The organism is uncultured Slackia sp., assembly GCF_934630525.1.
Taxonomy (GTDB): domain Bacteria; phylum Actinomycetota; class Coriobacteriia; order Coriobacteriales; family Eggerthellaceae; genus Slackia.
Genome location: NZ_CAKTVX010000009.1, coordinates 1 through 26,698 on the forward strand (window position 1 = coordinate 1; position 26,698 = coordinate 26,698).

General features: G+C 59.1%; 21 protein-coding genes and 1 riboswitch. Of the genes, 13 read left to right on the forward strand and 8 right to left on the reverse strand.

The annotated features are described in order from the left end of the window. Window positions 1-304: 304 nt before the first annotated feature. Window positions 305-1,309, forward strand: coding sequence for an amidohydrolase family protein (locus tag Q0D41_RS07730; protein WP_294377521.1), 1,005 nt, complete (start codon window positions 305-307; stop codon window positions 1,307-1,309). A gap of 273 nt (window positions 1,310-1,582) precedes the next feature. Continuing rightward, the gene (locus Q0D41_RS07735; RefSeq protein WP_294377523.1) at window positions 1,583-3,304 is read left to right on the forward strand and encodes a Na+/H+ antiporter NhaC family protein; all 1,722 of its coding nucleotides are present in this window, start codon (window positions 1,583-1,585) and stop codon (window positions 3,302-3,304) included. A 189-nt stretch (window positions 3,305-3,493) separates the two neighbouring features. On the opposite strand, the gene Q0D41_RS07740 is transcribed toward Q0D41_RS07735, so the two are convergent. Next, window positions 3,494-4,720 (reverse strand): deoxyguanosinetriphosphate triphosphohydrolase family protein, encoded by a 1,227-nt coding sequence (locus Q0D41_RS07740; protein WP_294377525.1) that lies wholly within the window; start codon window positions 4,718-4,720, stop codon window positions 3,494-3,496. A gap of 357 nt (window positions 4,721-5,077) precedes the next feature. Further along, a riboswitch (glycine riboswitch) is annotated at window positions 5,078-5,186 on the forward strand. 144 nt (window positions 5,187-5,330) lie between these two features. Between Q0D41_RS07740 and Q0D41_RS07745 the strand changes: the two genes are divergently transcribed. The 4 genes from Q0D41_RS07745 (at window position 5,331) to folB (ending at window position 8,870) form a co-directional block, all read left to right on the forward strand. Beyond that, window positions 5,331-6,830: an alanine/glycine:cation symporter family protein gene (locus Q0D41_RS07745; RefSeq protein WP_367113829.1), complete on the forward strand. Its 1,500-nt coding sequence runs from the start codon at window positions 5,331-5,333 to the stop codon at window positions 6,828-6,830. 196 nt (window positions 6,831-7,026) lie between these two features. Further along, entirely contained in the window at window positions 7,027-7,584 is a 558-nt protein-coding gene (gene folE, locus Q0D41_RS07750) for a GTP cyclohydrolase I FolE (RefSeq protein WP_294377528.1), read from the forward strand. An 87-nt stretch (window positions 7,585-7,671) separates the two neighbouring features. Then, window positions 7,672-8,493, forward strand: a complete 822-nt coding sequence (locus tag Q0D41_RS07755; RefSeq protein WP_294377530.1) for an HD domain-containing protein — start codon at window positions 7,672-7,674, stop codon at window positions 8,491-8,493. Between the two features lie 17 nt (window positions 8,494-8,510). Beyond that, complete coding sequence (gene folB, locus Q0D41_RS07760; protein ID WP_294377532.1) at window positions 8,511-8,870, forward strand: dihydroneopterin aldolase; 360 nt, start codon at window positions 8,511-8,513, stop codon at window positions 8,868-8,870. A 201-nt stretch (window positions 8,871-9,071) separates the two neighbouring features. Here folB and Q0D41_RS07765 read toward each other — a convergent pair whose 3' ends face one another. The 7 genes from Q0D41_RS07765 to Q0D41_RS07795 form a co-directional block, all read right to left on the reverse strand. Beyond that, the gene (locus tag Q0D41_RS07765) at window positions 9,072-9,959 is read right to left on the reverse strand and encodes a DMT family transporter (protein ID WP_294377533.1); all 888 of its coding nucleotides are present in this window, start codon (window positions 9,957-9,959) and stop codon (window positions 9,072-9,074) included. Between the two features lie 281 nt (window positions 9,960-10,240). Continuing rightward, a complete protein-coding gene (locus Q0D41_RS07770; protein WP_294377535.1) occupies window positions 10,241-11,173 on the reverse strand; it encodes a DMT family transporter in 933 nt (310 codons plus the stop codon). A 203-nt stretch (window positions 11,174-11,376) separates the two neighbouring features. Beyond that, a complete protein-coding gene (gene pknB, locus Q0D41_RS07775; protein WP_294377537.1) occupies window positions 11,377-13,356 on the reverse strand; it encodes a Stk1 family PASTA domain-containing Ser/Thr kinase in 1,980 nt (659 codons plus the stop codon). A gap of 121 nt (window positions 13,357-13,477) precedes the next feature. Then, window positions 13,478-16,291, reverse strand: a complete 2,814-nt coding sequence (locus Q0D41_RS07780; protein ID WP_294377539.1) for an FtsW/RodA/SpoVE family cell cycle protein — start codon at window positions 16,289-16,291, stop codon at window positions 13,478-13,480. Further along, window positions 16,291-17,445 (reverse strand): Stp1/IreP family PP2C-type Ser/Thr phosphatase, encoded by a 1,155-nt coding sequence (locus tag Q0D41_RS07785; RefSeq protein ID WP_294377541.1) that lies wholly within the window; start codon window positions 17,443-17,445, stop codon window positions 16,291-16,293. Before Q0D41_RS07785 ends, Q0D41_RS07780 begins: the two co-directional genes overlap by 1 nt. Beyond that, window positions 17,445-17,858: an FHA domain-containing protein gene (locus tag Q0D41_RS07790; protein WP_123219567.1), complete on the reverse strand. Its 414-nt coding sequence runs from the start codon at window positions 17,856-17,858 to the stop codon at window positions 17,445-17,447. The genes Q0D41_RS07785 and Q0D41_RS07790 overlap by 1 nt, the downstream gene beginning before the upstream one ends. A gap of 10 nt (window positions 17,859-17,868) precedes the next feature. Continuing rightward, window positions 17,869-19,209, reverse strand: a complete 1,341-nt coding sequence (locus tag Q0D41_RS07795) for an FhaA domain-containing protein (RefSeq protein WP_294377544.1) — start codon at window positions 19,207-19,209, stop codon at window positions 17,869-17,871. Between the two features lie 86 nt (window positions 19,210-19,295). On the opposite strand from Q0D41_RS07795, the gene Q0D41_RS07800 reads away from it, so the two are divergent. The 7 genes from Q0D41_RS07800 (at window position 19,296) to Q0D41_RS07830 (ending at window position 26,589) form a co-directional block, all read left to right on the forward strand. Further along, on the forward strand, window positions 19,296-21,065 hold the full coding sequence (locus Q0D41_RS07800; RefSeq protein ID WP_294377546.1) for a serine/threonine-protein kinase: 1,770 nt from the start codon (window positions 19,296-19,298) through the stop codon (window positions 21,063-21,065). Window positions 21,066-21,365: 300 nt separating this feature from the next. Then, entirely contained in the window at window positions 21,366-22,367 is a 1,002-nt protein-coding gene (gene hemH / locus Q0D41_RS07805; protein WP_294377548.1) for a ferrochelatase, read from the forward strand. Between the two features lie 245 nt (window positions 22,368-22,612). Continuing rightward, the gene (locus tag Q0D41_RS07810; protein ID WP_294377550.1) at window positions 22,613-23,512 is read left to right on the forward strand and encodes a DUF2797 domain-containing protein; all 900 of its coding nucleotides are present in this window, start codon (window positions 22,613-22,615) and stop codon (window positions 23,510-23,512) included. Between the two features lie 241 nt (window positions 23,513-23,753). Further along, complete coding sequence (locus tag Q0D41_RS07815; RefSeq protein WP_294377553.1) at window positions 23,754-24,437, forward strand: hemolysin III family protein; 684 nt, start codon at window positions 23,754-23,756, stop codon at window positions 24,435-24,437. Between the two features lie 117 nt (window positions 24,438-24,554). Further along, window positions 24,555-25,337, forward strand: a complete 783-nt coding sequence (locus Q0D41_RS07820; protein WP_288485170.1) for a hemolysin family protein — start codon at window positions 24,555-24,557, stop codon at window positions 25,335-25,337. 42 nt (window positions 25,338-25,379) lie between these two features. Beyond that, on the forward strand, window positions 25,380-26,141 hold the full coding sequence (locus tag Q0D41_RS07825; RefSeq protein ID WP_294377557.1) for a PspC domain-containing protein: 762 nt from the start codon (window positions 25,380-25,382) through the stop codon (window positions 26,139-26,141). A 13-nt stretch (window positions 26,142-26,154) separates the two neighbouring features. Further along, a complete protein-coding gene (locus tag Q0D41_RS07830) occupies window positions 26,155-26,589 on the forward strand; it encodes a PspC domain-containing protein (RefSeq protein ID WP_294377559.1) in 435 nt (144 codons plus the stop codon). Window positions 26,590-26,698 lie beyond the last annotated feature (109 nt).

Sequence of the window (26,698 nt, forward strand, 5' to 3'; positions counted from 1 at the left end):
CGCCTTCGCCGAAAGTACTGCAGCGCCAGGCTGCGGGAGGACAGGGCGTCGCGCTCATGCAGGGCGCTTCCGCATATACAGGGCCTTCGGGCCCTTTTTCTTTTTGGGGCCGCGAGGCCCCTTTCCTATATCGGGGGCAAGGCCCGCCGCAACCTGTTAAATGCTCGCAGCGTTTAACAGGTTCATTTTCAGGTTGCCTAGCGAACTGCGGGGTGTTCTCTTGGTCAGAAATCGTTTTTCGTCCGTTTCTTGTTTTGTGGAATTGGATACTATTTTCCCTTAGTGAAAACGATAGGGGATGACTATGACCTGGGAAGTGCATGAGGTTCATGAGCGTCTCTATCCCGACCAGGGATGGACGCCCGCTAAAGTGATTCTGGAGGACGAGAAGCATCTTCATGATGCCGACCATCCCGATGCGAACGGGTGGCCTATTTGGCATTTTCGCCACACTCGACCGACCGAAGGGCCGGGGTCGGGAGTTCTTCCCGATTGTCCAATTGTCGATGTTCATACTCACGCATGGGTCGATAGCTTTGCGCCTCGCATGCGTGCTTATTTCGGAGACAACTTCGGCGCTACGGCTTTTAATCCTGGCACGCTCGATGGCGTTCGTGAGCGAAAACGCGAGCTTGGCGTTACGAAATCGGTGATACTTCCTGTGCCTACGAACCCTCGCCAGGTGCCGCAATTCAATGAATGGCTGCAGGATTATACCGATGACCCCGATATTGTTCCGTTCATGAGCGTGGTGCGCGATATGGATGACCCTGTTGCCGAGATTCACCGATGCGCGGAATTGGGTTTTAAGGGCATGAAGCTTCATCCGGTGAATCAGCATTTCAAAATGAGCGACCCTAAAATGTTTCCTATATACGAGGCCGCCATTGAAGAGAATATGGTCATCTTATTCCATACGGGTTCGGGCATTGATTACCCGACGGTTGGTCCCGATTGGGATTGCTCGCCTGTTGAAATTGACCGCTTCTTTAACAAATTCCCTTATGAGCGCACGGTTTTGGCTCATTTAGGCGGCAGTGTGCCTGATTTCACGCATCCGCCCGAGCTGCATCCTGAATGGCCCGGGTATATGGATACGGCGTTCCAGCTTGGCCATATTTCTAACGATGACTTCCTGCGCATTGTGCGCGAATATGGTACGACGCGTATTTTGTTTGGCACCGATTCTCCTTGGGAAGACACCGCGGACTTTTTGACGAGGCTCGCTCATATTGGCCTAACCGATGATGAGTTGCGTGATATTTTGTATCGCAACGCGAATGCGCTGCTTGACCTTGGTTTGGAATAGTTCGTTTCTGGTGGCCGATTTGCTGGAGGGGCTGTATTTTGTGGCGCGGATCGGCGCCAGCGGAAATATAACGCCCTGCTCAGAATTGGGTTTGAACGTACCACCCGATTATTCAACCGTTCCCATATTATCGGCTTCTTTTATACCCCGCCTGGTCAAGGCGGGGTATACTCTTCTCTACATCTGTTGAGCGGGCGCGCTTTCGCCGATGTTCCGGTTTGCCGGGCATTTTGGGAAGAGGTGAAAGCGCGTCCACTTGTGAAGGAGTGGATAATGGAAGGTTTTGCGCTCATTGACACGGGCATATGGTCTATTGTGCCCCCGCTTTTGGCGCTCGGTTTGGCGCTTCTTACGAAGGAGGTGTATTCCTCCCTCACGATCGGCGTTTTTGTTGGCATGGTGATTTATACCTTCACCATCGATGGCGTTGGATTCGGTTCGCTCGTTGACGCGTTCTGCCTGGTTCCCCAAATGATGGGTGAGCAAATCGCCAACAACGGCGCGCTGCTGCTGTTCTTGGCGTTGCTGGGTGCGCTTGTCGTGCTTATCGCCATTGCCGGCGGCTCTCGCGCATATGGCGCATGGGTTTCTCAGCACGTGAAGAGCGCTCGCCTCGCCCGCGTAATGACCGCCGTTTTGGGCATTCTCATTTTCGTGGACGACTATTTCAACTGCCTCACGGTTGGCGCGGTTATGCGTCCTATTACCGACCGCTTCCGCATGAGCCACGAAAAGCTCGCATGGCTTATCGATTCGAGCGCGGCGCCAGTGTGCATTATCGCCCCGGTGTCTTCGTGGGCTGTTGCCGTTGGCGGCTACCTGGGCGATGACGGCTTCAACCTGTTCGTTCAGTCAATCCCGTATAACTTCTACGCGCTTGGCACTATCGTATTCGTGTTCTTCGTTGCATTCATCGGTTTGGACTTTGGCCCCATGAAGAAGGCCGAAGAGGCTGCCGCGAAGTATGGTTCCGCCGAGGCCGAGGAAGTTGCTGCCGCAAACCCAGGCAAGGTTATTACCAATCCCAACGAGGTCGAGGGCGATACGCGCCTGAGCGTTGCCACTGAGCGCACTGCCGCCAAAATCGCCGCGAAGAATAACCCGCAGACCGCGCACGATTTGCCTGCGACCGTTATTGCGGAAGAGACTGAGCTCGCCGAGGCGTTTGAGGCGAATAAGGCCGAAGCTCAGTTCAAGGGAATGGAAGTGTCCGAGAGGGGCAAGGTGTTCGACCTTGTTGTGCCTATTCTCGTTCTAATTGTGTTCTCCATTTGGGGCATGCTGTATATGGGCGGCTTCTTCGAAGGCGTCGAGTTCGCGACCGCCGTTGGCGAGAATCCTGTTGCTGGCTTGTGCATCGGTTCGTTCGTGGCGTTGGTCGTTGCTGCTGCCATGTATCTGCCTCGCGGCCTGTGCACGCTTCAGGGCTACATGGAAGGCGTCGCCGAAGGCGTGCGCTCCATGGTTGGGGCCATTATGATCCTCGTGCTCGCTTGGTCGCTCGGCGGCGTATGCCGTTACATGATCGGTACGGGTCCGTTTGTGAGCGGCTTCTTGAATGGCCTGGGCGTAAGCCTGGCTCTGCTGCCGTTCGCTATTTTCCTGGTTGCGGCATTCATCGGCTTTTCTATGGGCACGAGCTGGGGCACCATCGCGCTTATCCTGCCTATCGTTGTGGGCGTATTTGACCCGAGCGACCCGCTGTTCTTGGTCGCCATCGGCGCGACTCTCGGCGGCGCGGTGTATGGCGACCATATCTCGCCGATTTCCGACACGACGATTCTTTCGTCTGCCGGCGCTGAGTGCAACCATATGGCGCACGTGTCGACGCAGATTCCGTACGCATCTATCGTATTCGTGTCGGGCGCTATCGGTTATGTCCTTGCGGGCATCATGGGCAGCCCGTGGATTCCGTTGGCCGTCACCATTGTGTTGGCGTGCGGCGGCTTCGTTGTAATCGCGAAGATCATGAACAAGAAAGACGCTGCGGCGTAAGAGTTCGATACAGAAGAGGCCGGGTTCGCCCGGCCTCTTCTGCTGTCCGGCTTCGGCCGCCTGACACGCGGCTCCGCTTCGGGCAGGTCCTGGCTCGCACGAACGTGCCACTGGCGCGTTCGGCTCGTGCGGAATCTTGCGTATCCGTATGTCAGGCAGCCGAAGCCTATATTGCCTATGCTGACGCAATCATGCCCGCTGGTAGTCGATTCCGTCGAAGTAGCTGCGGAATTCTACATGGTGGCTGCTGTGGGGGCAGATGAATTTGTGGGCTGCCAGGAAATACTCGTCGGTCATCGCGGCGAGGTAGTCGACGACGATTTGGTGCGGCTCTTCCTTTCGGTAGGGCGCGTCGTCGTCGTAAAGGCGACGCTGTCGCTCAATCTTCTCGATATGGTGTTTGAAGAGCGGGGAGCTTTCGTTATTCGCTTTTAGGTCGCGAAGTAGCTGCTCATAGAGTTCTTCGAACATGGGGCGAATCTCTTCTTCGTAAATGTCGCCCTGGTCGCCGGCTAGGTAAATGCGCTCGTAGTTTTCGGCTTTGGCGGTTTTAAGCGCGGCGAAGGCGTCGTCGCTCATTTCGATGTGGTCGCGAAGGTAACTGTGCTCGACGATGTCGACGGTGAGGTTGTTGATGATTTCGGCATTCATAACGCCCATGGGACCTGCCGTGAAATGCCTGTCCGATTCCAGCGCGCCAACGCCCATGGCGTCTTGGCGGTCTTTGCCGACGTAGGCGACCATATCAGAGATGCGCACGACGCAGCCTTCGAGCGTGCTGGGGCGCAGGTGCCCAATGGCCGCCTCGTCGGTATAGCATGCCTCCATGCGGGCATCGAAATCTTCAAAAGAATGCGTCGTGCCTAGGTAGAACGATTTCTGGCTGCTTTCGCCGTTGTGGCACAGCACGCCATCGAGCGTTTGCAGGCTCGTATTGCGGGCGTAGAGATGGTCGAGCACACGCGCACTGTGGACGTTATGGTTGAAATAGCGTCCCGTGTCGGCGTGATAGAGGTCGTTCAAGATGTGCTCGCCTGCATGTCCGAAGGGCGTATGTCCCAAATCGTGGCCAAGGGCAATGGCTTCCGTGAGGTCTTCGTTGAGGCGCAGCATGCGTGCGATGGTGCGCGCGGTGCGGGCGACGAGCTGTACGTGCAAGCCTCGTCGCGAGATGTCGTCGTTGCGCACGAAGCTGAATACCTGCGTTTTGCCGGCGTAGCGGTTGTAGGGCGGCACGTTGAGGATTTTGTCAATGTCGCGACAGAAGGGCGGGCGGTGCAAACGCTGCGACATGTCTCGCTTGGGGTTGCGCCGTATGGCATCTTCGTTGGCGCAGCGATAGGGGTTGCTAACGCCGTTTTCAGTGTCGGCATTCCACCGCTCGACGAATTCGGGTGAGAAATTGTTGTAAGCCATGGCTGCTCCTTGGCTGCGTTTCGAAAATCAATATGCCGAGTATACGACATCGGCGCGCGCAGGCCGCAGAGAGGCGAAAGGAGCTCTGAATGCGCGATCTCGTGCATTCATAGGCGGGTGCTTTCGATTGGACGGTCGCCGCTGTCAAGCTTCTATGCTTCCTTGAAACCTTTTTGAAAAAAACTGTTCCACTGTAGCGTGCGATAGTGCTATAGTCTCCGTCAGCACCTTGAGGGATTGAGGTTAGCCTTTTTCCTCTCTCTTGTCGCTCTTCTCAATCCTCCAAGGTTACAAGTGCATAGCGCCACCCCGTCGATACGTCTTGAATCGAAGCTTTCCCGGCCGAGACTGGACGCGTTAGGGGCCTCTGGAGAATCCCAATCATTTGGGTGCCGAAGGGGCAAGCGCCGCGAAACCCATGATCGCGCGGCGTGAAACTCTCAGGCAAAAGGACAGAGCAGCTTCGCAGCTTGTTGCAGGTATTCGTGCATGCGTATTCCTGCAACAGCTCTTCTTCTGTTTTTCATTTCTCCCTATATTCCAAGGCTCCTTCGCTTTCTGAAAGCGTGTCGCGTGCGGCGTTAGATAGTCGGACGTTTCGCGATGCGGAATGAAGAAAGGAAGAGTTGTGGAACAGTTTTTCGCCACGGTGAACAGCATTTTGGTCGCCATCGACGATTTTATTTGGGGCGTGCCGCTTATGGTCCTCATTTTGGCCGGTGGTATCCTGCTGACCGTGCGCCTGCGCGGCCTGCAGTTTTCCAAGTTGCCCCGCGCGCTTCGCTACATGATGAAGAATGAAAAGGGCGATGACGCTCACGGCGAGGTGTCGAGCTTCGGCGCGCTGTGCACGGCGCTTTCGGCCACCATCGGCACCGGCAACATCGTGGGCGTTGCGACGGCTGTCGTTGCCGGCGGCCCGGGCGCGATGTTCTGGATGTGGCTCGCTGCGTTGTTCGGAATGGCCACGAAGTATTCCGAGGGCCTGCTTGCGGTGAAGTATCGCAGCATTGACGAAGACGGCCATGTGCTTGGCGGCCCGTTCTATTACATCGAGCGCGGCATGAAGCAGCGTCTGCCCCAGATTTCCTGGCGTTGGCTCGCAAAGATCTTCGCGTTCTTCGGAATGTGCGTCGGCCTGTTCGGCATTGGTACCTTCACGCAGGTGAACTCCATCAACTCGGCTATCACCGGCTTCTTTGACCCGAACATGGCGCATACCGTGAGTCTGTTCGGCATGGAATACTCCCTCGCTACGGTTATTGGCTCGCTCGTCGTCGCCATTTTCGTTGGCCTGGTTGTCATTGGCGGCCTGAAGCGCATTTCGAGCGTCGCTCAGAAGATCATTCCCGTTATGGTGGTCATCTATGTGGGCTTCTCTCTGGTGCTCATCGTAGTGAACATCACCGCTCTGCCCGATGCGCTGGTCACGATTGTCGAGAGCGCGTTTGGTCTGCGTGCCGCCGCTGGTGGCGCCCTGGGTGCGATTATCATTGCTATGCAGAAGGGCATCGCGCGCGGTATTTTCTCCAATGAGGCTGGCCTCGGTTCTGCTCCTATTGCCGCCGCCGCTGCCCAGACCAAAGAGCCTGTGCGTCAGGGTCTGGTTTCTATGACGGGCACCTTCCTGGATACAATCATCGTGTGCTCCATGACCGGCTTGGCCCTCGTGATGACGGGCGCGTATCAGATTCCCGGCCTTGAGGGCGCAGCCGTTACCACCGCTGCATTCCAGGCTGGCTTGCCGTTCATTCCCGGCGAGGCCGTGAGCTTCGTACTCATGATTTGCCTGGCGCTGTTCGGTTTCACCACCATTCTGGGCTGGGACTACTATGGCGAGCGCTGCCTCGAGTATTTCAGCAACGGCTCGAAGAAGGCCGTGAAGGTGTACCGCTGGGCTTATATCGCCTGCGTGTTCGCCGGCCCGTACATGACGGTTGCTGCCGTGTGGACCATCGCTGACATCTTCAACGCATGCATGGCTATTCCGAATATGATCGCCCTGATCGTGCTTTCGGGCGTGGTTGTTCGCGAGACCAAGGACTTCTTCAAGCGTCTTGAGGAAGCGAACGGCGACGAGGAAGCTATGGTTCCGTACAAGGCGCAGTAAGAATCGATTTGTCCGATGGAAGCGGGCGACGGCGAACCGATTGGCTTCATGTGGAGTTGTGGATCGCTGCCGCCCGCTCGTTTGAAGAAACTTCGAGCCAACGGCGCTTTCGGCGTTTGCAGCTTTATAATATCCCCCATGAACCGACGCGCCTTCGGGCGCGTTTTTGTTGTTTGCGGAAAGACGGGAACCAAACGTGGTCGACCAGGAGAAAATCCAACAGGCTGTTCGCCTTTTGCTCGAGGGCATGGGGGAAGACGTTGAGCGCGAAGGGCTGCTCGAGACGCCTCAGCGCGTGGGGCGCATGTATGCCGAAATTTGCCGAGGCATGGACGAATCGGCATCGGAGCATTTGTCTACGACGTTTTCCATCGACTCCGACGATATGGTCGTCGAGCGCGATATTCAGTTCTACTCGCTGTGCGAGCACCACTTGCTTCCGTTTTATGGCAAGGTGCATCTCGCCTATATCCCCGACGGTCGCGTGACGGGGCTCTCGAAGCTCGCGCGTACGGTCGAGGTGTTCTCTCGACGCCTGCAGCTGCAGGAGCGATTGACTTCGCAAATCGCCGATGCGCTCATGGACGATTTGGGCGCGAAGGGCGCTATCGTCATGGTCGAGGGCGAGCACATGTGCATGTCGATGCGCGGTGTGAGCAAGCCAGGCGCTTCGACCGCAACGCTTGCAAAGCGTGGCGTTTTCGAAGGCAATCAGGCGCTGGTTGATGAATTCTTCCGCCTGATTGGGAAATAGTCCGAGCGCATAGACCATCGATGAGCCTTGCTTTTTTGCGAGGCTTATTATTTTGATTGACCGAATGCATGAACCGGGGAGGCGAGTATGGCGAAGCCCGATAAAACCGAACGATTCAAAGTGACCGAACGCGAGGCCGGAACGGGTCGCGTTGTGCACGAAATGCAGGGCGACGCTCCAGCTTTGTCGGCGGTAAACACGTCCGATGCCGCGAAGCTCGAGGGCTTCGAGGGCCCGGTTAACCCCCTTGCGGTTGATTCTCGCTTTTCCGCAACTTCCGTGCCAGTAACGGGCGGCGGGGTTTCTGTTGCCGAGGTTTTGCCGTCGGGCGTGTCGTCCCTTGGGGCGGCATCGCCGAAGACGGCATCGATGATTGCGCGCGAGCAGGAGCTCGAGTTGCGTGGCATTTGCGGAAATGACCAGGTCATGCCTGCGGTAGATGTGATTCGCCGCCATCCTGATTTCATCGACCACATGAAACGCATCCATCGTGCCGAATTGGGCCGCGAGTTTTGTTGTCATGGGGTCGATCACCTGCTCGACGTGGCGCGCATCGCCTACATTCGGGTGCTTGAGCGCAAAATGCCCTTCCGAAAAGAAACGGTCTATGCGGCAGCCCTCCTTCACGATTTGGGCAAGGCTGAGCAATATGAGCACGGCGAGCCGCATGAAGTTGCCGGCGCGCGCGTTGCGGCGAACATCTTGATGGATATTGATGGCTTCTCGGCGCTTGAAAAAACGGCCATCGTTGCCGCCGTGGCGCAGCACCGCCGCTTCGTCGACGATGCATCGCCGTTGGGGAAGCTGCTCTATGAGGCTGATAAAGTGTCTCGTCCGTGTTACGCGTGCGCGGCGCGCGAGCGATGCGACTGGCTGCCCGAAAAAATGAATGCCGGCATTAAAATCTAGATTGAACAGGGGATACGATGGATGAAATCCGCATCGTCGATTTAGAAGTATTCGCGAACCACGGCGTGTTTCCTGAAGAAAACGCATTGGGGCAGAAATTCATTGTGAGCCTGGCGTTGCGTGGCGATTTTTCTGTGGCATGCAAAAGCGATGCGTTGGACGATTCGGTCGACTACGGCGCGGTATGCCATCTGGTTGATGCAATGTTGCGCGCATCGACGTTCAAGCTGATTGAGCGCGCGGCGCAGGCTGTGGCCGATGCCGCGTTGGATAGGTTTCCGCTGATTCAAGAAATTGATGTTGAGCTGAAAAAGCCTTGGGCGCCCATTGGCCTGCCTGTTGCGTATGCCTCGGTGAAAATCACGCGAGGCCGATAGGCTGAATGGGGGCGTAGACGGGCTGCCTGCCGAGGTTGGGAAGCTGGTGGATGGGCGACCGCGCTTCTTTCAGACCGTCTGTGTTCAAATATGCCCTCTATTCTAATATTGAACACAGCCAGTGAGGCGCATAGCGACCGTAGGGAGCGGTAGCCGAACGTGGTCGTGAAGAAGGGAGGTGGCCCATTCACCAGCGGTGGGTCACTTTTTCTTGGGCCTGGGAAATATTTCGCTCATCACTATGGCGCAGAAGATGAGCGCGAAGCCCGCAAGCAGCATCCAGGTGAGTTCTTCGCCATAAAGCAGCACGGAAAACGCCACGCCAAACACGCTTTCAAGCGAGAGCAAAAGCGACGCTTGCGCCGGGGGAATTTTCGCTTGCGCCACATTTTGAAATACCATGGCCAAGCACGAAGCGAAGACCACCAGGTAGCCGAGTTGCGCCCAAAAATCGATGCCAAGCGATGAGAAGGCGGGCGTAGGTTCGCTGAGCGCTCCAATTGCGATGCCGCACAGGCCGCTTGTGCCGATTTGCACGATGGTGATGGTCATGATGTCTCGACGGTCGGCGAAAACGGGCACCATAACCATATGCAGCGCGAAGAACACGGCCGAGAGCAGGGTCATCGCATCGCCCCAGCGCATAGAGAACGTGAAATCGCCGCCGAGCGAAACGAACCCGACGCCCGCAATGCACATGACGGCGGCTACCAGGTTGAATACCGTGGGGCGACGCTTCGCCACAATCCAATAAAGGAACGGCACCATGACGCAATACGTCGCAGTAAGAAACGCATTGCGGCCGGGGGTCGTGTCGGTAATGCCAATGGTTTGAATCCAGAAGCCCAAAAACGAGAGCACACCAAGCACGACGCCTGCAAAAAGATGGCTCGTATCGAAGTTCGCACGCAGCGTTTTATGGAATACCACGGCCAGAATTGCGGAGGTGGCGACGAAGCGCATGCCCATAAGCCATGCGGGCGATACGGCATCGACGGCGTCTTTTACGACAACGAAGCTGAAGCCCCAAATAATGGTGGCTGCAATAATGAGCAGTTTGTAGAACAGGGCGGGGAGTTCTTTTTTCATGGGAGTTCTTTCGTGATTCTTGCTGCGGCGACGCTTCGTTTTCTTTGCCTATTGTACGAGTTGCGACGTTGATTTGGCAGGAAGTGCGCCCATGGGGCCCTATTGCAGGGGCCTTGGGCAATAAAATAATCGTGAGGAATAGCGCGACCAGGCATTTTACTTTATAAAAGCTTGTTTTGCCTTTGATTTTCGACGAAAGAGGGGCCCCTTGGGTGCGATTCCTGCCAATGTGCGTTGTTTCGTATGCAATAGGGCCCCATGGCGACGTTTTCTGCCACGAATTACTGCGAACTTCCTTTCTTTAAGGGGAAGGTTTCGCTTATCGCGATGCCGAAGATGATGAGCGCGAAGCCGATGACTGCCGTGATGGTAAGCGTGTCGCCAAAGAAGAGCACGGCGAATGTCACGCCGAAAAGGCTTTCGGTCGAAAGCAGCAGGGCGGCAGGTGCTGCGGGAACATGCTTGATGCCGATGTTTTGGAAACAGAGCGCGCCGCATGAAGCGAATACCACGAGGTACGTCATGCCTGCGAATACCGAAGGGTCGGCAAACGTGGCTAAGTTCGGAGCGCCTTCCGTTGCGGCTCCCCACGCCATGCCAATAAGGCCCGCGACGATGAATTGAATCGCGGAAAGCACGAGCGCATCGCGTCCATCTGAGAGGCGCGCCGATGCCGCCATATGCAAACCAAGGAAGAATGCCGATGCGAGCATAATTGCTTCACCGATGCCGAAGGTGAGCGAAACCTCACCTGCTCCGGAAAACGAGATGAATCCAATGCCGGCAAGGGCGAGCACCGCCGCGGCGATGTTGTAGCGCGTGGGGCGTTGCTTCGAAATAACCCATGCGATGAAGGGCACCATGATGGAATACGTGCCCGTAAGGAACGTTCCCTTCGATGCCGTGGTGAACTGAAGGCCTGATGTGTTGAGCAGGTATGCCGGCGCGAGCACGAGGCCGATTATCGCGCCAGCAACGAGCATCTCTCGGTTAAGGCATTGCGCGACGCGTTTATGGAAAACGATGAGCAACAGAATGCCTGCGAGGAAAAAGCGAATGCCCATAAGCCAAGCAGGAGAAAACACCGCGACGGTGTCTTTGATGATGCAAATGCTGAGGCCCCAAATGGCGGCGGCGCCGAGGAGCATAGCCTTATATCCCCATTGGGGAAGCGGCGTTGCAGCGGTTGGGGGGTTGTTTTTGATGTGTGCCATGTTCGCTATTGTAGCGGGGCCTTTGAGGCGAATCGAGGGTTGCGTATCGCGTGAAGTTAGGTATTTCGAACGGTGGCGTCGCTTTCGGAGACGGATTCGGAATCTGTTGTCGTAGCCGTTCGCTCCATCGCCGAGAACGCCATTGCATTAAAAAAGAAGCGCCCCTCAGTTGAGGGACGCTTCTTGAAGGTAAGGGCTGATCGCTAGTTCGTCGTGCTTCCGGTGTTGGAAGCGTTGCCGGAATTGTTCGTGTTATCACCCGTGGAGCTCGAAGATTCGGGCACGACGTAGATAGTGACCACGGTGCCGCTGTCGACCTTCTTGCCAGCGGTGACGCTTTGCTTGGCAACCGTTCCCGGGGTTCCCGAACCGGCGGATGCCGTGTCAAGCGCATAGGCGAGGTTGTAGGAGAGCAGCGTGTTAATCGCTTCGCTCTGGCTCATGCCCGTGACCGATGGTACGGTGACCTTGCTCTTCTCGGGGTCTTGGCCCTGCGATACGGTGATGGTCACGGTGCCGCCCTTTTCAAGCTTGCCGCCGTTGGGGCTTTGCGACATGACGATGCCTTCGCCGTATTTATCGCTGTAGTCGCCCGTTTCGACCTGCACGGTGAACCCGGCGCTTTCCAGTTGGGCTTTAGCGCTTGCCTGGTCGGATCCGACTACATTAGGCACCGACGTGTCTTCGGGGCCCGTGGAAATCCAATACTTGACCGTGGTGCCTTCGTCGACTTCCTTGCCTGCTGCGGGGTCTTGCCTGCTCACGGTGTCTTTGTCGGCGTCAGACGCCTCGTTGCCGGCATACTGGGCCTTCAGGCCGGCGTCTTTCAGCGCCTTTTCGGCCTGTTCAGACGTCATGCCTGAAAGATTGGGAATGGAGCCCTTCTTCACGCCCTTCGAAATGACGATATTGATTTTGCCGCCCTTTTCGAGGTCGCTGTCGGCTTCAGGGTCTTGCTTGCATACGCGGCCCGCTACGGTTTCGGCGTCGTAGTCTTCCGTGACGGTACCCACGGTGTAGCCGGCTTTTTCAATGGTTTGAACGGCGGCTTCCTGGGTTTGGCCAATCACGTTGGGAACTTTGTCGCCCCCGCCGAGGCCTCCCGTTATCGCGAATGCGAGCGCAGCGATAACGGCAACTGCCGCGATGGCTGCCACGGCAATAAGGGGGCCGCGTTTCTTGCTCTTCGCCTTGCCCATGTCGATATCGTTGCCGCCGCGGTACGAGTTCGTTTTCATCCCCGCGTCGTTGCCGATGGGCTGCATGACAGCGGTGCCGCCCGCTTCGCCCGCCATGCCAGGCACGCTGCCCATGACCGATGTGGGTGCGCTTGCGAAGCCGCCCGCCGCACCGGCGATGTTCACGGGACGTCCCATAAGAAAGTCGTCGAGCGCCTGCTTCATGTCGCGCGCCGTTTGGAAGCGGTTGTAGGGGTTTTTATCCATCGCCTTCAAGATAATGGCTTCGAGGTCGGGCGAAATGTCGGGCTTGACCTGCGAAGGGGGCAGAGGCTCTTCCTGAACCTGCTTCATGGCGACGCTTACGGCATCGGGGCCGTCGAAGGGCAACTGGCCCGTGGCGGCTTCGTAGAGCACGCAGCCGAGCGAGTACATGTCGGAGGCGCCGGTAAGCTCTTTGCCCTGCGCTTGTTCGGGCGAAATATAGTGCGCCGTGCCGAGCACGCTGCTCGTCTGCGATTTCACGGAGTTTTTCGCGCGCGCGATACCGAAGTCCATGACCTTCACGTTGCCGTCGGGCTGGACCATGATGTTTTGCGGCTTCACGTCGCGGTGAATGATGTCTTGGTTGTGCGCGACGGAAAGCGCTTGGCACACCTGGCTGCCGATTTCGGCGACCTTGCGCTGATTGATGGCGCCGCGTTGCAGAATGGCGCTCTTCAAATCGGTGCCGCGCACGTATTCCATGACGATGAAGTACGTGCCATCGTCATGGCCCCAGTCGTATACGTTCACGATGTAGGGGCTCTGCAGGTTGGCCGCCGATGCAGCCTCCTGCTTGAAGCGCGCCGCGAATTCAGGGTCGGCTGCGTATTGCGGCAGCATCACCTTCACAGCGACAATGCGGCCGAGCGTTTGGTCCTGGGCCTTGTAGACCTCGGCCATGCCGCCAATGCCGATGCGCTCGGTGATGCGGTATCGGCCGTTGAATACTCTGCCTATCACGTTTCTCTCCTCACCTTCCGCCGCCGCGGATGGACCTATGGTTAAGCGCTTTTCGGCTGGTGCGTTTTCCTAGTTCGATTGCCGAGCGCTTTCTTTCGTTAAATACCTCATTTTATTCCAACTACAGCAGGCCTTGCGCTTGAAGTGCCGAAGTTAACACCTTCTGCGCACGCACGCTCGCCAGGCCTGATTCGTCGGTGCCGTGCACGCCTTCTTCAATGAGCACGGCGACGGCAACCGAGGGATTGTCGGACGGTGCGAAGCCTACGAACCAGCTGTCGTTGTATTCCTTGTTTGTCTCGGCCGTGCCGGTTTTGCCGGCGACCTGCACGCCTTGGATTTTCGCTCCTGCGCCGGTGCCGTTGTTCACGACGCCTCCCATCATTTCGGTGATGGTTTTCGCGGAAGAGCTCGACATGACGCTGCCGAGGCTCTTCGGAGTTGCGCTGAAGGAGCGCTCGCCTTGGGCGTTGTAGATGCCTTCAACGAAGTAGGGCTTCTCGAGCACGCCGTCGTTCGCAATCGCCGAGGCGACCATGGCCATTTGCAGCACGGTAGCCTGCGGGCCTGCGGGGCTTGCGTGTTCGCCTACCGGCTGGCCGCATGCTGCCCACGCGGTTTCCCAGGTGGTCATCTCGTTGGGGTCGGGCATGAGGCTCGCCGTGGTGGGGATGTCGGTGTCAATGGCGCTGCCGAAGCCGAACTTCTGTGCGGTTTTCACGAGCAGGTCGCTGCCGACTTCCTCGCCGAACTGGCCGAATGCCGTATTCGATGAAACGGCGAGGGCCTGGGCGAGCGTGATGGTGCCATAGCCGATGTCGTCGGCGTTGGTGACCGATGCGTTGCCGATGGTCATTTGCGCCGGCGCGTCGACGGTGGTGGAAGGCGTGGCGAGGTTGCCCTCGATGAGCGCGGTAAGCGTAACGAGCTTGAATGTGGAGCCCGGCGCATACACGGCGCTCGTGGCGCGGTTGATGAGCGCGCCATTCGTGGTGTCGGTTCCGCTTGCGGCCTGGGCCAATATGTCGTCGACGTCGTTGATATCGTAGGTGGGCGAGCTCGCGCAGGCGAGCACCGCGCCCGTTTTCGGGTTCATGACCACGACGGCGCCCTTGTAGCCCTCGAGCACCGATTCGGCGGTTTTCTGAATCTCGGAATTGATCGTGAGGCGCACGTCGTTGCCGGGCGTCTCGATGCCTGCCATGCTGTTCACCACGTCGGTCCAGCTTGCGAAGCTCGAATCGCCCTTCAGCGCGTCGTTCTGCGAGGCCTCGATGCCCGATGCGCCGTAAACCTGCGAGTAGTATCCCACCAGGTGAGCGGCGAGCGAACCCTGCGGGTATTCGCGCGTGTATCCGCCGTCGTCGGCCTGAACGCTGTCGGCCAACACGATGCCATCGTATGTGGAAATGGAGCCGCGTTCGGTGCGCGCTTCCTTATAGAGCGTGTGGTTGTTGCCCGGGTAGCTCTGATACTCGTCGGCCATGAACACCATAACGTAGGTGAGGTTCGCCACGAGTGCGGCAAACATGAGCGCGAACGCGAGCGCGGTATTGGTGAGGCGCTTGCCCAGGGCAACGCGGCCGAGCACGCCCGTTTCTGCGGGGCGGCCGTGCGAGCCGTGCGCGCCAATGGGGGCCATGCGGCTCGTTCCGTCGCGGACTTCCGAGTTGATGCCGGTGCCTTCGTCGCCGCATCGCAGCAAAAGGCCAATGCCAATGAAGCTTGCGAGCAGGGAAGATCCGCCTTGGCTAATGAAGGGCAGGGTAAGGCCCGTAAGCGGAATGAGTCGCGTGACGCCGCCCACGATGATGAACGCTTGAAGCACGATGGTCACGGTGCAACCCACAGCCATCATGGCCGACACGTCGCTTTTCGCGCGAGCCGCGGTTGCGAAACCGCGAATGCACAGGCTCAAATACAAAAGCAGCACGGCGGCTCCGCCGAGCAAGCCCGTTTCTTCGGCGATGGCGGCGAAGATGAAGTCGGACTCAACGACGGGAATGTTTTCGGCGAGGCCGTTGCCGATGCCTACGCCCACCATGCCGCCATCGGCCAGGGAATAGAGCGTTTGGCACAGCTGATAGCCATTGCCCGATGCGTCAGAGAACGGGTCGAGCCAGGTGTTCACGCGAATTTGCACGTGGCCGAAGAACTGGTACAAAAACACGCAGCCAATGGCGGCAAGGCCGAAGCCCACCACCAAATAGAGCTTCTTTCCGCTCGCGATATAAAGCATGACCAGGAACAGCACGAAGCATACGAGCGCGCTGCCCAAGTCTTTCTCGAATACGACGATGATGAACGAAATCGCCCACATCACGAGCAACGGGGCGAGCGTTCCCAGGTCGGGCACGCGGAAGCGGCCAACGCGCACGGTGAAAATGGAGAGCATCTCGCGGTTTTGCGCCAAATACGACGCCAAGAAGATGACGATACAGATTTTCGCGATTTCGCCCGGCTGGAAGCTGAAAGGACCAAGCTTCAGCCAAATGCGGCTGCCGAGAATTTCCTGGCCGAGGCCGGGAATCATGGGGGAGAGCAGCAAAATGATGCCCAGCACCATGAACGTGTATTTGTATTGCGAGAGACGGTCGATGTTGCGCACGACCGCCAGGGTGATCACCATGCACGCGATGCCCACGAACAGCCAGACGATCTGGCTTACCGCCAAATCGGGCGCGAGGCGCGTGACGAATGCAATGCCGATGCCGGAAAGGCCGAATGTGATGGGCAGGATGGCCGGATCGGCGTTTTTCGCGAGGAAGCGGGTGGCGATGTGCGCGACCACGAACGCGGCGAACAAGCCGAGGGGCGCGGTGAGCGATTCGAGCGAAAGCGCTGTGCCTTGCTGAACGAGCACCATGGCGAACAACAGCACGACGAACGGCGCTGCCAGGCATAAAAGCAGCAGTTCGGTATTGCGACGGCTCATTATTTGTCACCACCCTTTCCCTCGTTGGCGTCGTCCTGCGTTTTCTCGGATGTCGCTTGCGATTTCCACGTGCTTACCAGCGAATCGGCGTCGGCCACGGAGTCGACGCGCATGCCGCCGTTTTCGGTGAGCCTATCGATGGTGTTTTGCGGAAGGTCCAAATCGCTCGTTTTCACGCCGGTTTTATGGTCGAGCGTGTAGGTTTGGATGCCGAAGACCTCGCCCGGCAGGCCGCGGTTCACGACGATTTCGTTGTTTGAATCAACGGTGAGAAACGCCACGTGGTTCAGGTAGGCATACGAACCGAAGGCGGTTGCGGCGAGCACGGCAAGAAGCGCGAGCGCACCGATAATGGCGCCCGTTCGGCTGCGGAACCGCGCCTTCTTCACGCGGGTCTCCTCGTCGCCTTTCACGTCAATCACGACGGCGGTCACATTGTCGAAGCCGCCGGCCTTAATTGCTTCGTTGACCAGGATATTCGCGCAAAGCTGCGGATCGCAGCGGCGCGAAAGCACGCTTTGGATGACGTCGTCTTCGATCATCGACGAAAGGCCGTCTGAGCACAAAAGCAGCCTGTCGCCGCCTTCGAGCGTCATCTCGTAAATATCGGGCAGGGTTCGCGGGTCGCTGCCGAGCGCGCGGGTGATGACGCTGCGCTGGGGATGCACGCGAGCTTGCTCTTCGGTGATTTCGCCCGCTTCGACCATATCGGCCACGAGCGAGTGGTCGCGCGTGATGCGCTGGAGGTTGCCGCGATGCAGCAGGTAGGCACGCGAATCGCCGACCTGTGCCACCACGAGGCGAACCCCGTCGAGCACGGCAGCGGTCATAGTGGTTCCCATGCCTTGCTTGCCGCGTCCGTCGACTGCGGCGCGAATGACCGCGCGGTTCGCTTCGACCACGGCGCGCGCGAGCGCATCGCCGTCGGCGGTGTCGGGTGCGTTTTCGACAAGCGTTTGGATAGCGATTTCGCTGGCGACTTCACCTGCTGCATGGCCGCCCATGCCGTCGGCGACGGCGAATACGGGCGGGGCTACGGTCAGGCTGTCTTCGTTATGGTCGCGAACGAGGCCGACGTCGGTACGGGAGCCGTATTCAGGCAAATCGACCTTGGCGTGGCGGCCGCGGCGTTGGGCCTTCTGTGCGGCGGTCATTATTCGTACCTCACTCGCATGGTGACGTCGCCGATATTGACCACATCGCCGCTTTTGAGCGCGACGGGCTCAGCGATGCGCTGGCCATTCACGGCGGTGCCGTTCGTTGAGCCCAAGTCTTCAACGAACAGGTTTTGGCCCATGATGGAAAAGCGCGCGTGGCGTGCGGAAACATAGCTCGCGCCAATCACGATGTCAGCGCCGGGCGAGCGGCCCACGATAACGGGGCCGCGCACGGGCATTTTCACGCCGCGCAGCTCTTTGGGCCCGCGTTCTACCGACACCTCCCAGGCCTTTTCGCGTTTGCGCTGGCCTTTCACCAGGCCAATTCCCGTTTTCATGATTGCGAACAGGAAGAGGTACAAAAGCGCGACGAACAGAAGACGGCCAACTAAAAGGACGATGTCGATCACGGAAGGGCTCCTAACGCAGTGAGAAGATGAAATCGGTGATGCCGAGCGTGATGCGGTCGCCGTCGGACAGGCCGCGTCGCGTGACGGGTGCGCCGTTGACGAGCGTGCCGTTGGTGGAGCCAAGGTCGGTAATGACCCAGACGCCCTGCGGTTCGAATTCGATTTGGGCGTGCTGGCGCGAAGCATTCAAGTCGTTCACGACGATGTCGTTGCCCGTTTCGCGGCCGAGGAGCACGCGGTTGGTGGCAAGGTCGTAGGAGCGATTCGACGCAACGTCAATGAGGCGCGCGCGAACGGCGTTGGCATTGGGAATTTGGTTTGCCTGCGCGGCTCCAGCGGTGAAGGCAACGGTTCCAGGAACGCCTGCATAAGCCGCATTGCCCGGCATGCCAGGCGTGCCGCCTGCAGCTTCGGCGACGTGGGCGACATCGGGGAATGCGCCAGCCCCGCCTGCGGGGTAGGTCGCGGGGAACGCGCCGGGGAACGCGGGGGCCTGCTCGGGCAGGACGACCGGTTCGGGCGCGGGAGGCTGCGGAATGCTCTGCGCGAACGATTGGGCGGCCTGGGCGCCGGCGGCGGCAGGCTGCGCGACGCGCTGCTGATTGGCGTAGGCGGGAGCTTCGGGCTCAATTACGGGCGGCACGTTGACCGGCGCATGGGGGTCGCTGAAGTTCTCACTGTTGAACGTGTATTCGCCGTAGTTGGCGTCGTAATCGATTTCATCTTCGTTGACCTGCGGCAGCGGCGGCTTTACAGCAGGCTGCTGGGCCGCGCCGTATGCCGCGCCTGCCGCGGCGCCGTATCCGGGTGCCTGGCCGAAGGCCGCATTTCGATTGGGCTGCGCGTATGCGGGCTGCTGGGGCTGCGCTTGCGGTTGCTGGCGGTACGCGGGCTGCTGGGGCTGTTGCGCGTAGCCTCGGCCACCGGCGGGGGCCATGCCGTAGCGCTGCATTTCCTCATCGCGCAGCTGAGCGATGATAGGCGCGCTTACCACTTCGGCGATCACGTCGAATTTACCGTGTTTCAGGCTCTCGTCCACGATGAAGCGCACGAGCGGCTTGCAGTCCAGGGCTAAGCCCTCCGACGATGCGGCCGATTCAAGGCGCGTTTCGGTTTCGCCCGCGAGCGTGGGATAGAAGCCGAAGAGACGCTGGTCGTCGTCGGCGTTCACGAGCACGGTGTAGAGCGTGGGGGCGAATTCGCGGCCGGCGCTCACCATCTTCTCGCGGCGCATTTGCTTTTCAGCCTTCTTCATTATTTGGACGGGCGAGATGGGGGCGTTGTTCATTTTCCCCGCTGCACCCTCGAAGGTATCTTCCATTTTGCCTTCGAATTTCGAGAAGAATCCCATGGGCGACTCAAGCCTTTCTGCGGTTTTAATACGTGAGCTTAAAAAAGATATAATAGCCAACCATTAAAACAGAAAGGCCATGTGGCGTGCAAAATCTCATCTTGAACAGATATAGGCCGCTCGAGGAAGCGGGCGCGGGCGGTTTCGCAACGGTGCTTGCGGCGTGGGATACGCGCATCCAACGGCGCGTGGCCATTAAATGTTTGCACCTTGACGCCTATGCGTCGCCCGCTGACGCGCGCTCGCCGCGCGAGATTCCCGGGCTCGATGAGGCGCGCACGGCTGCCATGTTGTCCGATTCGCACATCGTGGGCGTGTATGACTTCGACGCATCGGGTGCCCAGGCGTATTTGATTATGGAATACATGGACGGCATCACGCTCACCGAGCTCATGCGCGAGGAAGGCGCGTTGTCGCTCGATGTGGCGACGTGCGTGTTCGAAGCGGTGGCCGGTGCGCTTGAAACGGCGCACGAGAACCAGGTGCTTCATCTCGATATTAAGCCCGATAACGTTTTGATCAATCGGCAAGGCCAGGTCAAAGTGGCCGATTTCGGCCTGTCGCAGTTGTCGCATGCGGCGGGGTATGGTAGAGCGGCGGGCGGAACCATTGGGTATATGCCGCTTGAGCAAATGCGCCTTGAAGCGTGTGACGCGCGTACCGACGAGTGGGCGCTTGCCGCGCTTACCTATGAAATGCTCGTGGGTGAAAATCCGTTTCGGGTACCCGGGCTCGATGCGGCCGAACGTGCTATTGAACAGGCGGAAGTGTTTGTGCCGTCTATGGTGCGCGGCGATTTGAATGAAGAAATCGACGAGGCTTTGTTTGGCGCGCTTGCGATTGACCGCGACGACCGTTTCGATTCGGTGGAGCTGTTTGCCGACGCCATGCTGCCGCATATGGGCGACGCGCGGCGAGGCGCGCGTGAGCTTGCGGTGCTCGTGGGTGAGGCGTGCGACGACGGAGTCGATTTTGATGAAGAAGGCGGTGCGGTGTCGGCATTCTTGCCGGGGCGCGGCGGCGCGTATGCGGGCTTGAGCGTGTTCAATCGCATGACGCCGCGTACGAAGGCGCTGGTCGCGCGTTTGTGGGCGGCTGTTGTATGTGGGTTTGCCGCGTTCGAGGCAGCTGCGAACATTCCTGCGTGCATGACGATTGCCGGGCGCATGGAGCCGGCGTTTTGGGGTGTGGTTGGCGTTGCCGTTGCGGCGGCGCTCGCGTGGCCCGGGGCAGGTGCTGTGTTTGCCGTGGGCGCGCTCGTGGTGGCGCTCGCGCTTTCGGGGTCGCCGTTTCTGGCGCTCGCGCTCGCGCTCGCGGGGGCGGCGTGGCTCGCGCTTGGCGGCGCGCGGCATCATGCGTGCGCGAATGTGGGGGCAACGGCCATTTTGGTGGGCGCGTTCGGCTTCGCGCCGGTGGTACCGCTGCTCGCGGGGTATTTCCTGGGGGCGAAGCATGCGCTTGCAAGCACGGTGTTTGCGGTGGTTGCGGCGTTTTGCCTGGCATGCGCGGGCTCGCTCGATTTGACGGGCTGGAATGTGTTCGCGTTTGGGGCTATGCCGGGCGCGAGCGCTATGGAGAATGCGGCGTTGTCGCTCGTCGCAAGCCCGAGCATGTGGGCCATGGCGGTGTCGTGGCTGGCTGCGGCCGTGGTAGGCTCGCTTCTGTGCGCCCGCGGCAATCGGGGCCTCGCGACGTGCGGCATGGCGGCCGCTACGGCGGTGCTCGTGCTCGGCGTTATCGCGGCGGCGCGCCTTGGCGGCGCTGATTTCCCCGATGTGGCGCAACTCGCCCCCGCTTTGGTCGCTGGAATCGCTATGGCCTGCGCTACGGCGGCCGGCGTTCCCTCGCGCGAGTAACGTACGTTGGGGCTGTCGCCTTTGGCGATCTTATTTGCGAGGGGGCGGCTTACTGCTCAGGGTTGCCTCGATTTCGACGAGGTTGCTCGAAGGATCGTCGCCGAGTTCGTCGAATAGGCGCTGGGCCGCGCGCCGCGTGGCCATGCGCTCCTCATTACGTTATACGCCGTCATTTTCCTGCGGTTCATGTGGCTGGCTCCGTGCAGGGCCAGCCACATTTTGTCTGGTGATAAAGTTCAGTTCGCTATAAAGGGGGCGTGCGGCTTTTCGCCGCTCGCATTGCATGGAAGGATGTTTGTTGTGCTGGGCGTTTTGATTCTTAACACGGGAACCCCCGATGCTCCGACGCCCGAGGCAATTCGTCCTTACTTGAAGCAATTCCTTTCCGACCGCAACCTCATCAACGTGCCGCGGATTATTTGGAAGCCGGTGCTCAATTTCTGCATTCTGCCGAATCGCCCGAAGAAAACTGCTGAGCACTACCAGCGGTTTTGGACCGAAGCGGGCAGCCCGTTTTTGCTCACGTCGCTTGTGCAGCGCGACAAGTTGCGCGCGCGCCTGGTGGAGCTTATGGGCGAACCCGTCGCGGTTGAGCTGGGCATGCGCTACGGAAACCCGTCGACGAAATCGGCCATTGAGGCGCTGCTCGACGCGGGCGTCTCTCGAATTGTGGTTGTGCCGCTCTATCCGCAGGAAACGAAGGCGTGCGCGGGCACGTGCCTGGAGGAATTCGAGCGCGCCTTCGGCGAGGCTATGGCCGAGCATCCCGAGCTGCCGCGGCCGGAAGTGCGCACGATTTCGCACTATTGGAATGCGCCGGGCTATCTCGATGCGCTCGCGCAATCGGTGCGCGATGCGTGGTCGTATGAGCCAGGTAAAAAGCTCGTGATTTCCTTCCACTCCATCCCCGTGAGCTTTCAAGCGGCGGGCGATACCTATCCCGAATCGACCAAGGCCACGGCCGAGGGGCTGGCGTCCAAGTTGGGCATTGCGCCCGAAGATGTGGCGCTCACCTACCAATCGCGCTTTGATTCGCGCAAATGGCTTGGACCTTTCCTCGAGCCCGAGTTGCGTCGTTTGGCAGCTGAAGGTGCGCGCGACGTTGCGGTGGTGTGCCCCATTTTCTCGGTCGATTGCATCGAGACTTCGTATGAGGTGGGCATCGAGGCGCGCGAGGAATTCGTCTCGGCGGCGTGCGAAGCGGGCACCGAGGCGCCGAATTTCACCTATATTCCCGCGCTTGGCGCGGCCGATTCGATTGTCGGCGTGCTGGCCAATCTCATTATGGCGAAGGGCGCGTAAAGCCCCACGTCCCGCGCGCCTTCTCGTCGCGCATGGCGTCGCTATTCTTCCTTGTGCGCCATAAAGCGTAGCCTTTGGGCCTCTTTCTGGATGGCGGGGCGTTTCGCTTCCGTGGCCGAATGCGCATGTGCCCCTTCGGTTTCGCCGCGAATGCGAAGTCTCGCCTGCGCGGCGTTTGCGCTATTATCGAACGCCGAAAGTTTCGCGGCGCGTCGGCGCTGCCATTTGTGAAAGGATTCGCCCGCATGCCTCGTTTCATGCCGAATGCAACGCTCGTGTTTTCTGGGCTCGGCTATGCCGCCGATGGTCCCTATCTGCTGGTCAATGATGTGTATGGAAAAAGGCAGATGCGCCTGCCCGTTCTGGGCCGCACCTTTACGTTCCGCCATACGCAAAAGCGCTTCTGCATTGGGCCGTTCGATTTGAAAACCTACCAATCGAAGGCGTGCGAAAACAGCGTGGAGCTCATGCCGTTTTCCCAGTACAAAGATAATATGTGCCCGGCTTGCCGCGAAGAGACGGGCTTCAATCCCGCTTTCTACAACGCCGACAGCATTTCGGCTCAGCAGCGCGCCTACAATCTCACGCCGCACTTCGTGTACATGGCGTATTTCTCGCCGCAGCATTTGAAGGTGGGCATTTCGTCGGAGACGCGCGGCATTGAGCGCCTGCTCGAGCAGGGTGCGCGCGTCGCGGGCATTCTGAAGCGTTTCGCGAATGCCGACGAGGCCCGCGCGCTCGAGGCCCACTTGTGCGCGCAGGAGGGCATTTACGAAACCATGCGTTTGGGTACGAAAGTTCGCCTGCTTAGCGACCCGTTCAAGGCCGATGCCGCAATCGAAACGGTGTACGAAGCGGCTCGCGCCCATGGCGTTGAGCCCGAAGGCGGCGTGCTTGACCTCACGAAATACTACTTCGGCGACGTGGAAGCGGCGCCCGATATCGTGCAGCTGCCTGACGACTCGCCAAGCGATATGGTGGCGGGCCGCTGCGTGGGCATGGTGGGCGGCATTTTGATGCTTGAGCAAGGCGGAAACGTGTTTGCCGCGCCTGTGAAGGAATGGGAATCGTACGAGGTCGAGATCACGGTCGGCGAGCTTTTATGCGAATACGAGTATGAGCCGCAACAAATGGGGCTGTTCTAACGCGATGCAATTGGCGCCATACGCAAAAAGGCGGCGCCACAACCCCTCCCTCGGTGGCACCGCCCGCATTGGAATCATAGCCGTTTTTTCGGGCAAATTCGTCCAGGCGTCGTAAAAAGTCACTGTGCGGGCGGCCCTGTTCCGGGCGTATCCATTGGCCGTCTTGCCCTATCGCCGCTCGTTTGTGCTCAAATATGGCAAGGGGACCGCGCATAGCGGTTGGCATGCTAGAATTGCGCCCATGACTACTTCAACGACATCCGCCGCCCACGACACCATCCGCCGCCACAAGAAGGTGCGCGAATATTCCGTGGGCGAAGAAATCGGCAATTCGATTACGCACGGCGTAGGCGCGGCTTTGGCCATCGCGGCGATTCCCATTAGCATTGTGCGCGCCGTCGGCGATGGCGCAGGCGTGCTTTTGGCCGCGGCGCTCATCTATTCCATCTCTATGCTCATGGAATACTTGGCCTCGACGCTTTACCACGCTCTTGCCATCGATGGCGCGAAGCGCGTGTTCAAAGTCATCGATCACGCTGCGATTTACCTGTTCATTGCGGGTAGCTACACCCCTTATTGCCTGGTTACGCTTTCCGAATCGGGCGGCGTGTACCTGTGCGCGTTCGTGTGGGCGCTCGCGATTATCGGCATGGCCGCCGAAGCGTTCTGGACATTCCGTCCCCGCTGGGTGTCGGTCGTGATTTACCTGATCATGGGCTGGTGCGTAGTGGGATTCTTGCCGGCGCTCGTCGAAAACCTCGCGCCAACCGGTCTTTGGCTGCTTGTCGCCGGCGGCGTTTGCTACAGCATCGGCTGCGTGTTTTATGTGCTGAAGAAAATTCCCTTCATGCATATGGTGTTCCATCTGTGGGTGCTCGCTGGCAGCGTCCTGCAGTTTTTCTCGATATTGTTGTTCGTGCTGTAAGCACACCCGCATGGCTGCGGTGATTTAAGAAAGCGGTGACGTGCCTTTATGGACGCAGGCCCTACGAGTTCGACCCCTTCTTTTGAAGAAAAGCCTTCCTCGAAAGGCTTCCTTTCGATGTTTTTCGGCGACAAGCGTCGCCAAGAGGTCTCGGAAGACGAGATTCGCACGATGGTCGCCGACAACGAAGAGCTCGACGACGAAGAGAAGCGCATGATCCACGAGGTCATGGACCTCGGCGATGCCACGGCGGAAGAGGTCATGACCCCGCGTGTCGACATGATCATGGTGGGCTCCGACGAAACGGTGCGCCAGGCCATCGACCGCATGCGCGGCACAGGCTACTCGCGCCTGCCCGTGTTTCGCGACGATGACGACGACATCATCGGCATCGTTCGCTACAAAGACCTCATCGATCCTTTGCTCGAAGATAAAGAAGACGACCTTGCGGCCGATTACGTGGCCGAGGTGGGTTTCGTGCCCGAAAGCAAGAGCTTGCTGCCGCTGCTCAACGAGATGCAAACGAATCGTCAACAGATGGTGATAGTCGTTGACGAATACGGTGGCACCGCTGGTTTAATTACCATCGAAGACATCGTTGAGGAAATCGTTGGCGAAATCGTCGACGAAACCGACTTCGAAGATGCCGACATCAAAGCACTTGGCGAGGGCTCGTGGTGCGTGAAAGGCTCGTGCCCCACAGACGACGCGGCCGAGGCGGGCTTCCCCGTGAAGGTGAGCGACGATTACGAAACCGTGGCCGGCTGGCTTATGGACGAATTCGATTGCGTTCCCCAGCTTGGCGATGAATTCGCGAAAGACGGCTTCACGTTCAAGGTGCGCAAGGTGCGCCGCCGTCGCATTTCGGAGCTTTTGGTGACGAAGGTAGAGCAGGCTTAAGAGCGCGGCCACGTGCCGCGCGTGGCGAGAAGGAAGGACACGTTGGCGGCAACGAGGAAAATTTATCGCTCCGACGATACGGCCATTGCCGGCGTGTGCTCCGGTATCGCCGAAGGGCTCGATATGGATCCCGCTGCCGTTCGCATTCTCGCCGTGCTGCTCGTTCTTGCTACGTTCGGGCTCTTTACCCTGGTATATGCCACGCTGTGGCTCGTGTTGCCCAAGCATGTGGCGATTTCCCCCGAGACCCTGCCGTGTGACGCGTATGCGGCCGATGGTTCGCCGCGCCCGTGTTTTTCCGAAGACGATTCCCCTTGCGGCATTGGGCCTCACGGCTGGTCGCGCGCGGGCATGTGGATCGGCACCGCGGCGCTCGCGGTGGTCACGGCGTTTTCCCTCACGATTATTGCGCCGAAGGTCGAGTGGTGGCAGTTTTTGCCCATCGCCGTGTGCCTTACGGGCGCGGCTCTCATGATCACGCCCTCTCGCAGCATGGCGCGCCTGCGCCGTTTCTCGCTGGGCCTCATGCTCATGTTCTGCGGGCTGACGCTTTTGGCCGTTTCGGTCGGGGTGGTCGATTTTGAGACGCTTCTGTATGGCATTTCGGAACTGTGGCCCGGGCTTCTTGTCGTCGTTGGCCTCGTGCTCATTGGGAAAGCCATAAAGGACGACCTGTTTTATTTCGCGGCCGCTGCGTGCTTCGCCGTGCTTTTGGCTGCAGCGACGTTTGGTTTTGCGCCTCCGGCTCCGCTTGAGGTAATCGAGATATCGCCGTCGCCCTATACGCCGCGCGGCATGTTCTAGGAGGCGTTTCGTCATGGCTCAAAATTCTTCGGGAAAACGCGGCAATGCCCCGCAGGTCGCCGTCGTTATTGGCGTGGTGCTCATTCTTATTGGCGCATGGAACCTTGTGAATGTGCTTGTTCCGGCCGCCGCGATTTCGAGTTTGATCAACTTCGTTCGTCATTTGTGGAGCATTGTGTGGCCCTGCGGATTGCTTGCTGCCGGCGGGTATTTGCTGTGGGCGACTAAGTCTGGAAAGCTGTCGGGCTTTGCACAGCCCGGCAACCATGAGGCGTTTCGCCGTTCGCGCGCCGACAAGCGCATCTTCGGCGTATGCGGCGGCATCGCGTATTACTTCGGCGTCGACGCTACGGTGGTTCGCATTATCGCGGTTATTCTGCTTGCCGCATTTCCCCCGATGGCCACGGTGGCGTACCTGGTTATTGCTCTTTTTGTGCCGCAGGTGTGAAGCTGCGAGCGCCGTTCGCGGCGTGGATTTTGAGCCGTCTCGGTTTCGCGATATAATAATCCAGTTTTCTTGTATTGGCAGATGCGTTTCGCAGGCCAGCACATACGTG

Coding starts and splice junctions, on each gene's coding strand:
- Q0D41_RS07730 (WP_294377521.1), top strand. CDS start 305: ATGACCTGGGAAGTGCATGAGGTTCATGAGCGTCTCTATCCCGACCAG.
- Q0D41_RS07735 (WP_294377523.1), top strand. CDS start 1,583: ATGGAAGGTTTTGCGCTCATTGACACGGGCATATGGTCTATTGTGCCC.
- Q0D41_RS07740 (WP_294377525.1), bottom strand. CDS start 4,720: ATGGCTTACAACAATTTCTCACCCGAATTCGTCGAGCGGTGGAATGCC.
- Q0D41_RS07745 (WP_367113829.1), top strand. CDS start 5,331: ATGAAGAAAGGAAGAGTTGTGGAACAGTTTTTCGCCACGGTGAACAGC.
- Q0D41_RS07755 (WP_294377530.1), top strand. CDS start 7,672: ATGGCGAAGCCCGATAAAACCGAACGATTCAAAGTGACCGAACGCGAG.
- folB (WP_294377532.1), top strand. CDS start 8,511: ATGGATGAAATCCGCATCGTCGATTTAGAAGTATTCGCGAACCACGGC.
- Q0D41_RS07765 (WP_294377533.1), bottom strand. CDS start 9,959: ATGAAAAAAGAACTCCCCGCCCTGTTCTACAAACTGCTCATTATTGCA.
- Q0D41_RS07770 (WP_294377535.1), bottom strand. CDS start 11,173: ATGGCACACATCAAAAACAACCCCCCAACCGCTGCAACGCCGCTTCCC.
- Q0D41_RS07780 (WP_294377539.1), bottom strand. CDS start 16,291: ATGAGCCGTCGCAATACCGAACTGCTGCTTTTATGCCTGGCAGCGCCG.
- Q0D41_RS07785 (WP_294377541.1), bottom strand. CDS start 17,445: ATGACCGCCGCACAGAAGGCCCAACGCCGCGGCCGCCACGCCAAGGTC.
- Q0D41_RS07795 (WP_294377544.1), bottom strand. CDS start 19,209: ATGGGATTCTTCTCGAAATTCGAAGGCAAAATGGAAGATACCTTCGAG.
- Q0D41_RS07810 (WP_294377550.1), top strand. CDS start 22,613: ATGCCTCGTTTCATGCCGAATGCAACGCTCGTGTTTTCTGGGCTCGGC.
- Q0D41_RS07815 (WP_294377553.1), top strand. CDS start 23,754: ATGACTACTTCAACGACATCCGCCGCCCACGACACCATCCGCCGCCAC.
- Q0D41_RS07820 (WP_288485170.1), top strand. CDS start 24,555: ATGTTTTTCGGCGACAAGCGTCGCCAAGAGGTCTCGGAAGACGAGATT.
- Q0D41_RS07830 (WP_294377559.1), top strand. CDS start 26,155: ATGGCTCAAAATTCTTCGGGAAAACGCGGCAATGCCCCGCAGGTCGCC.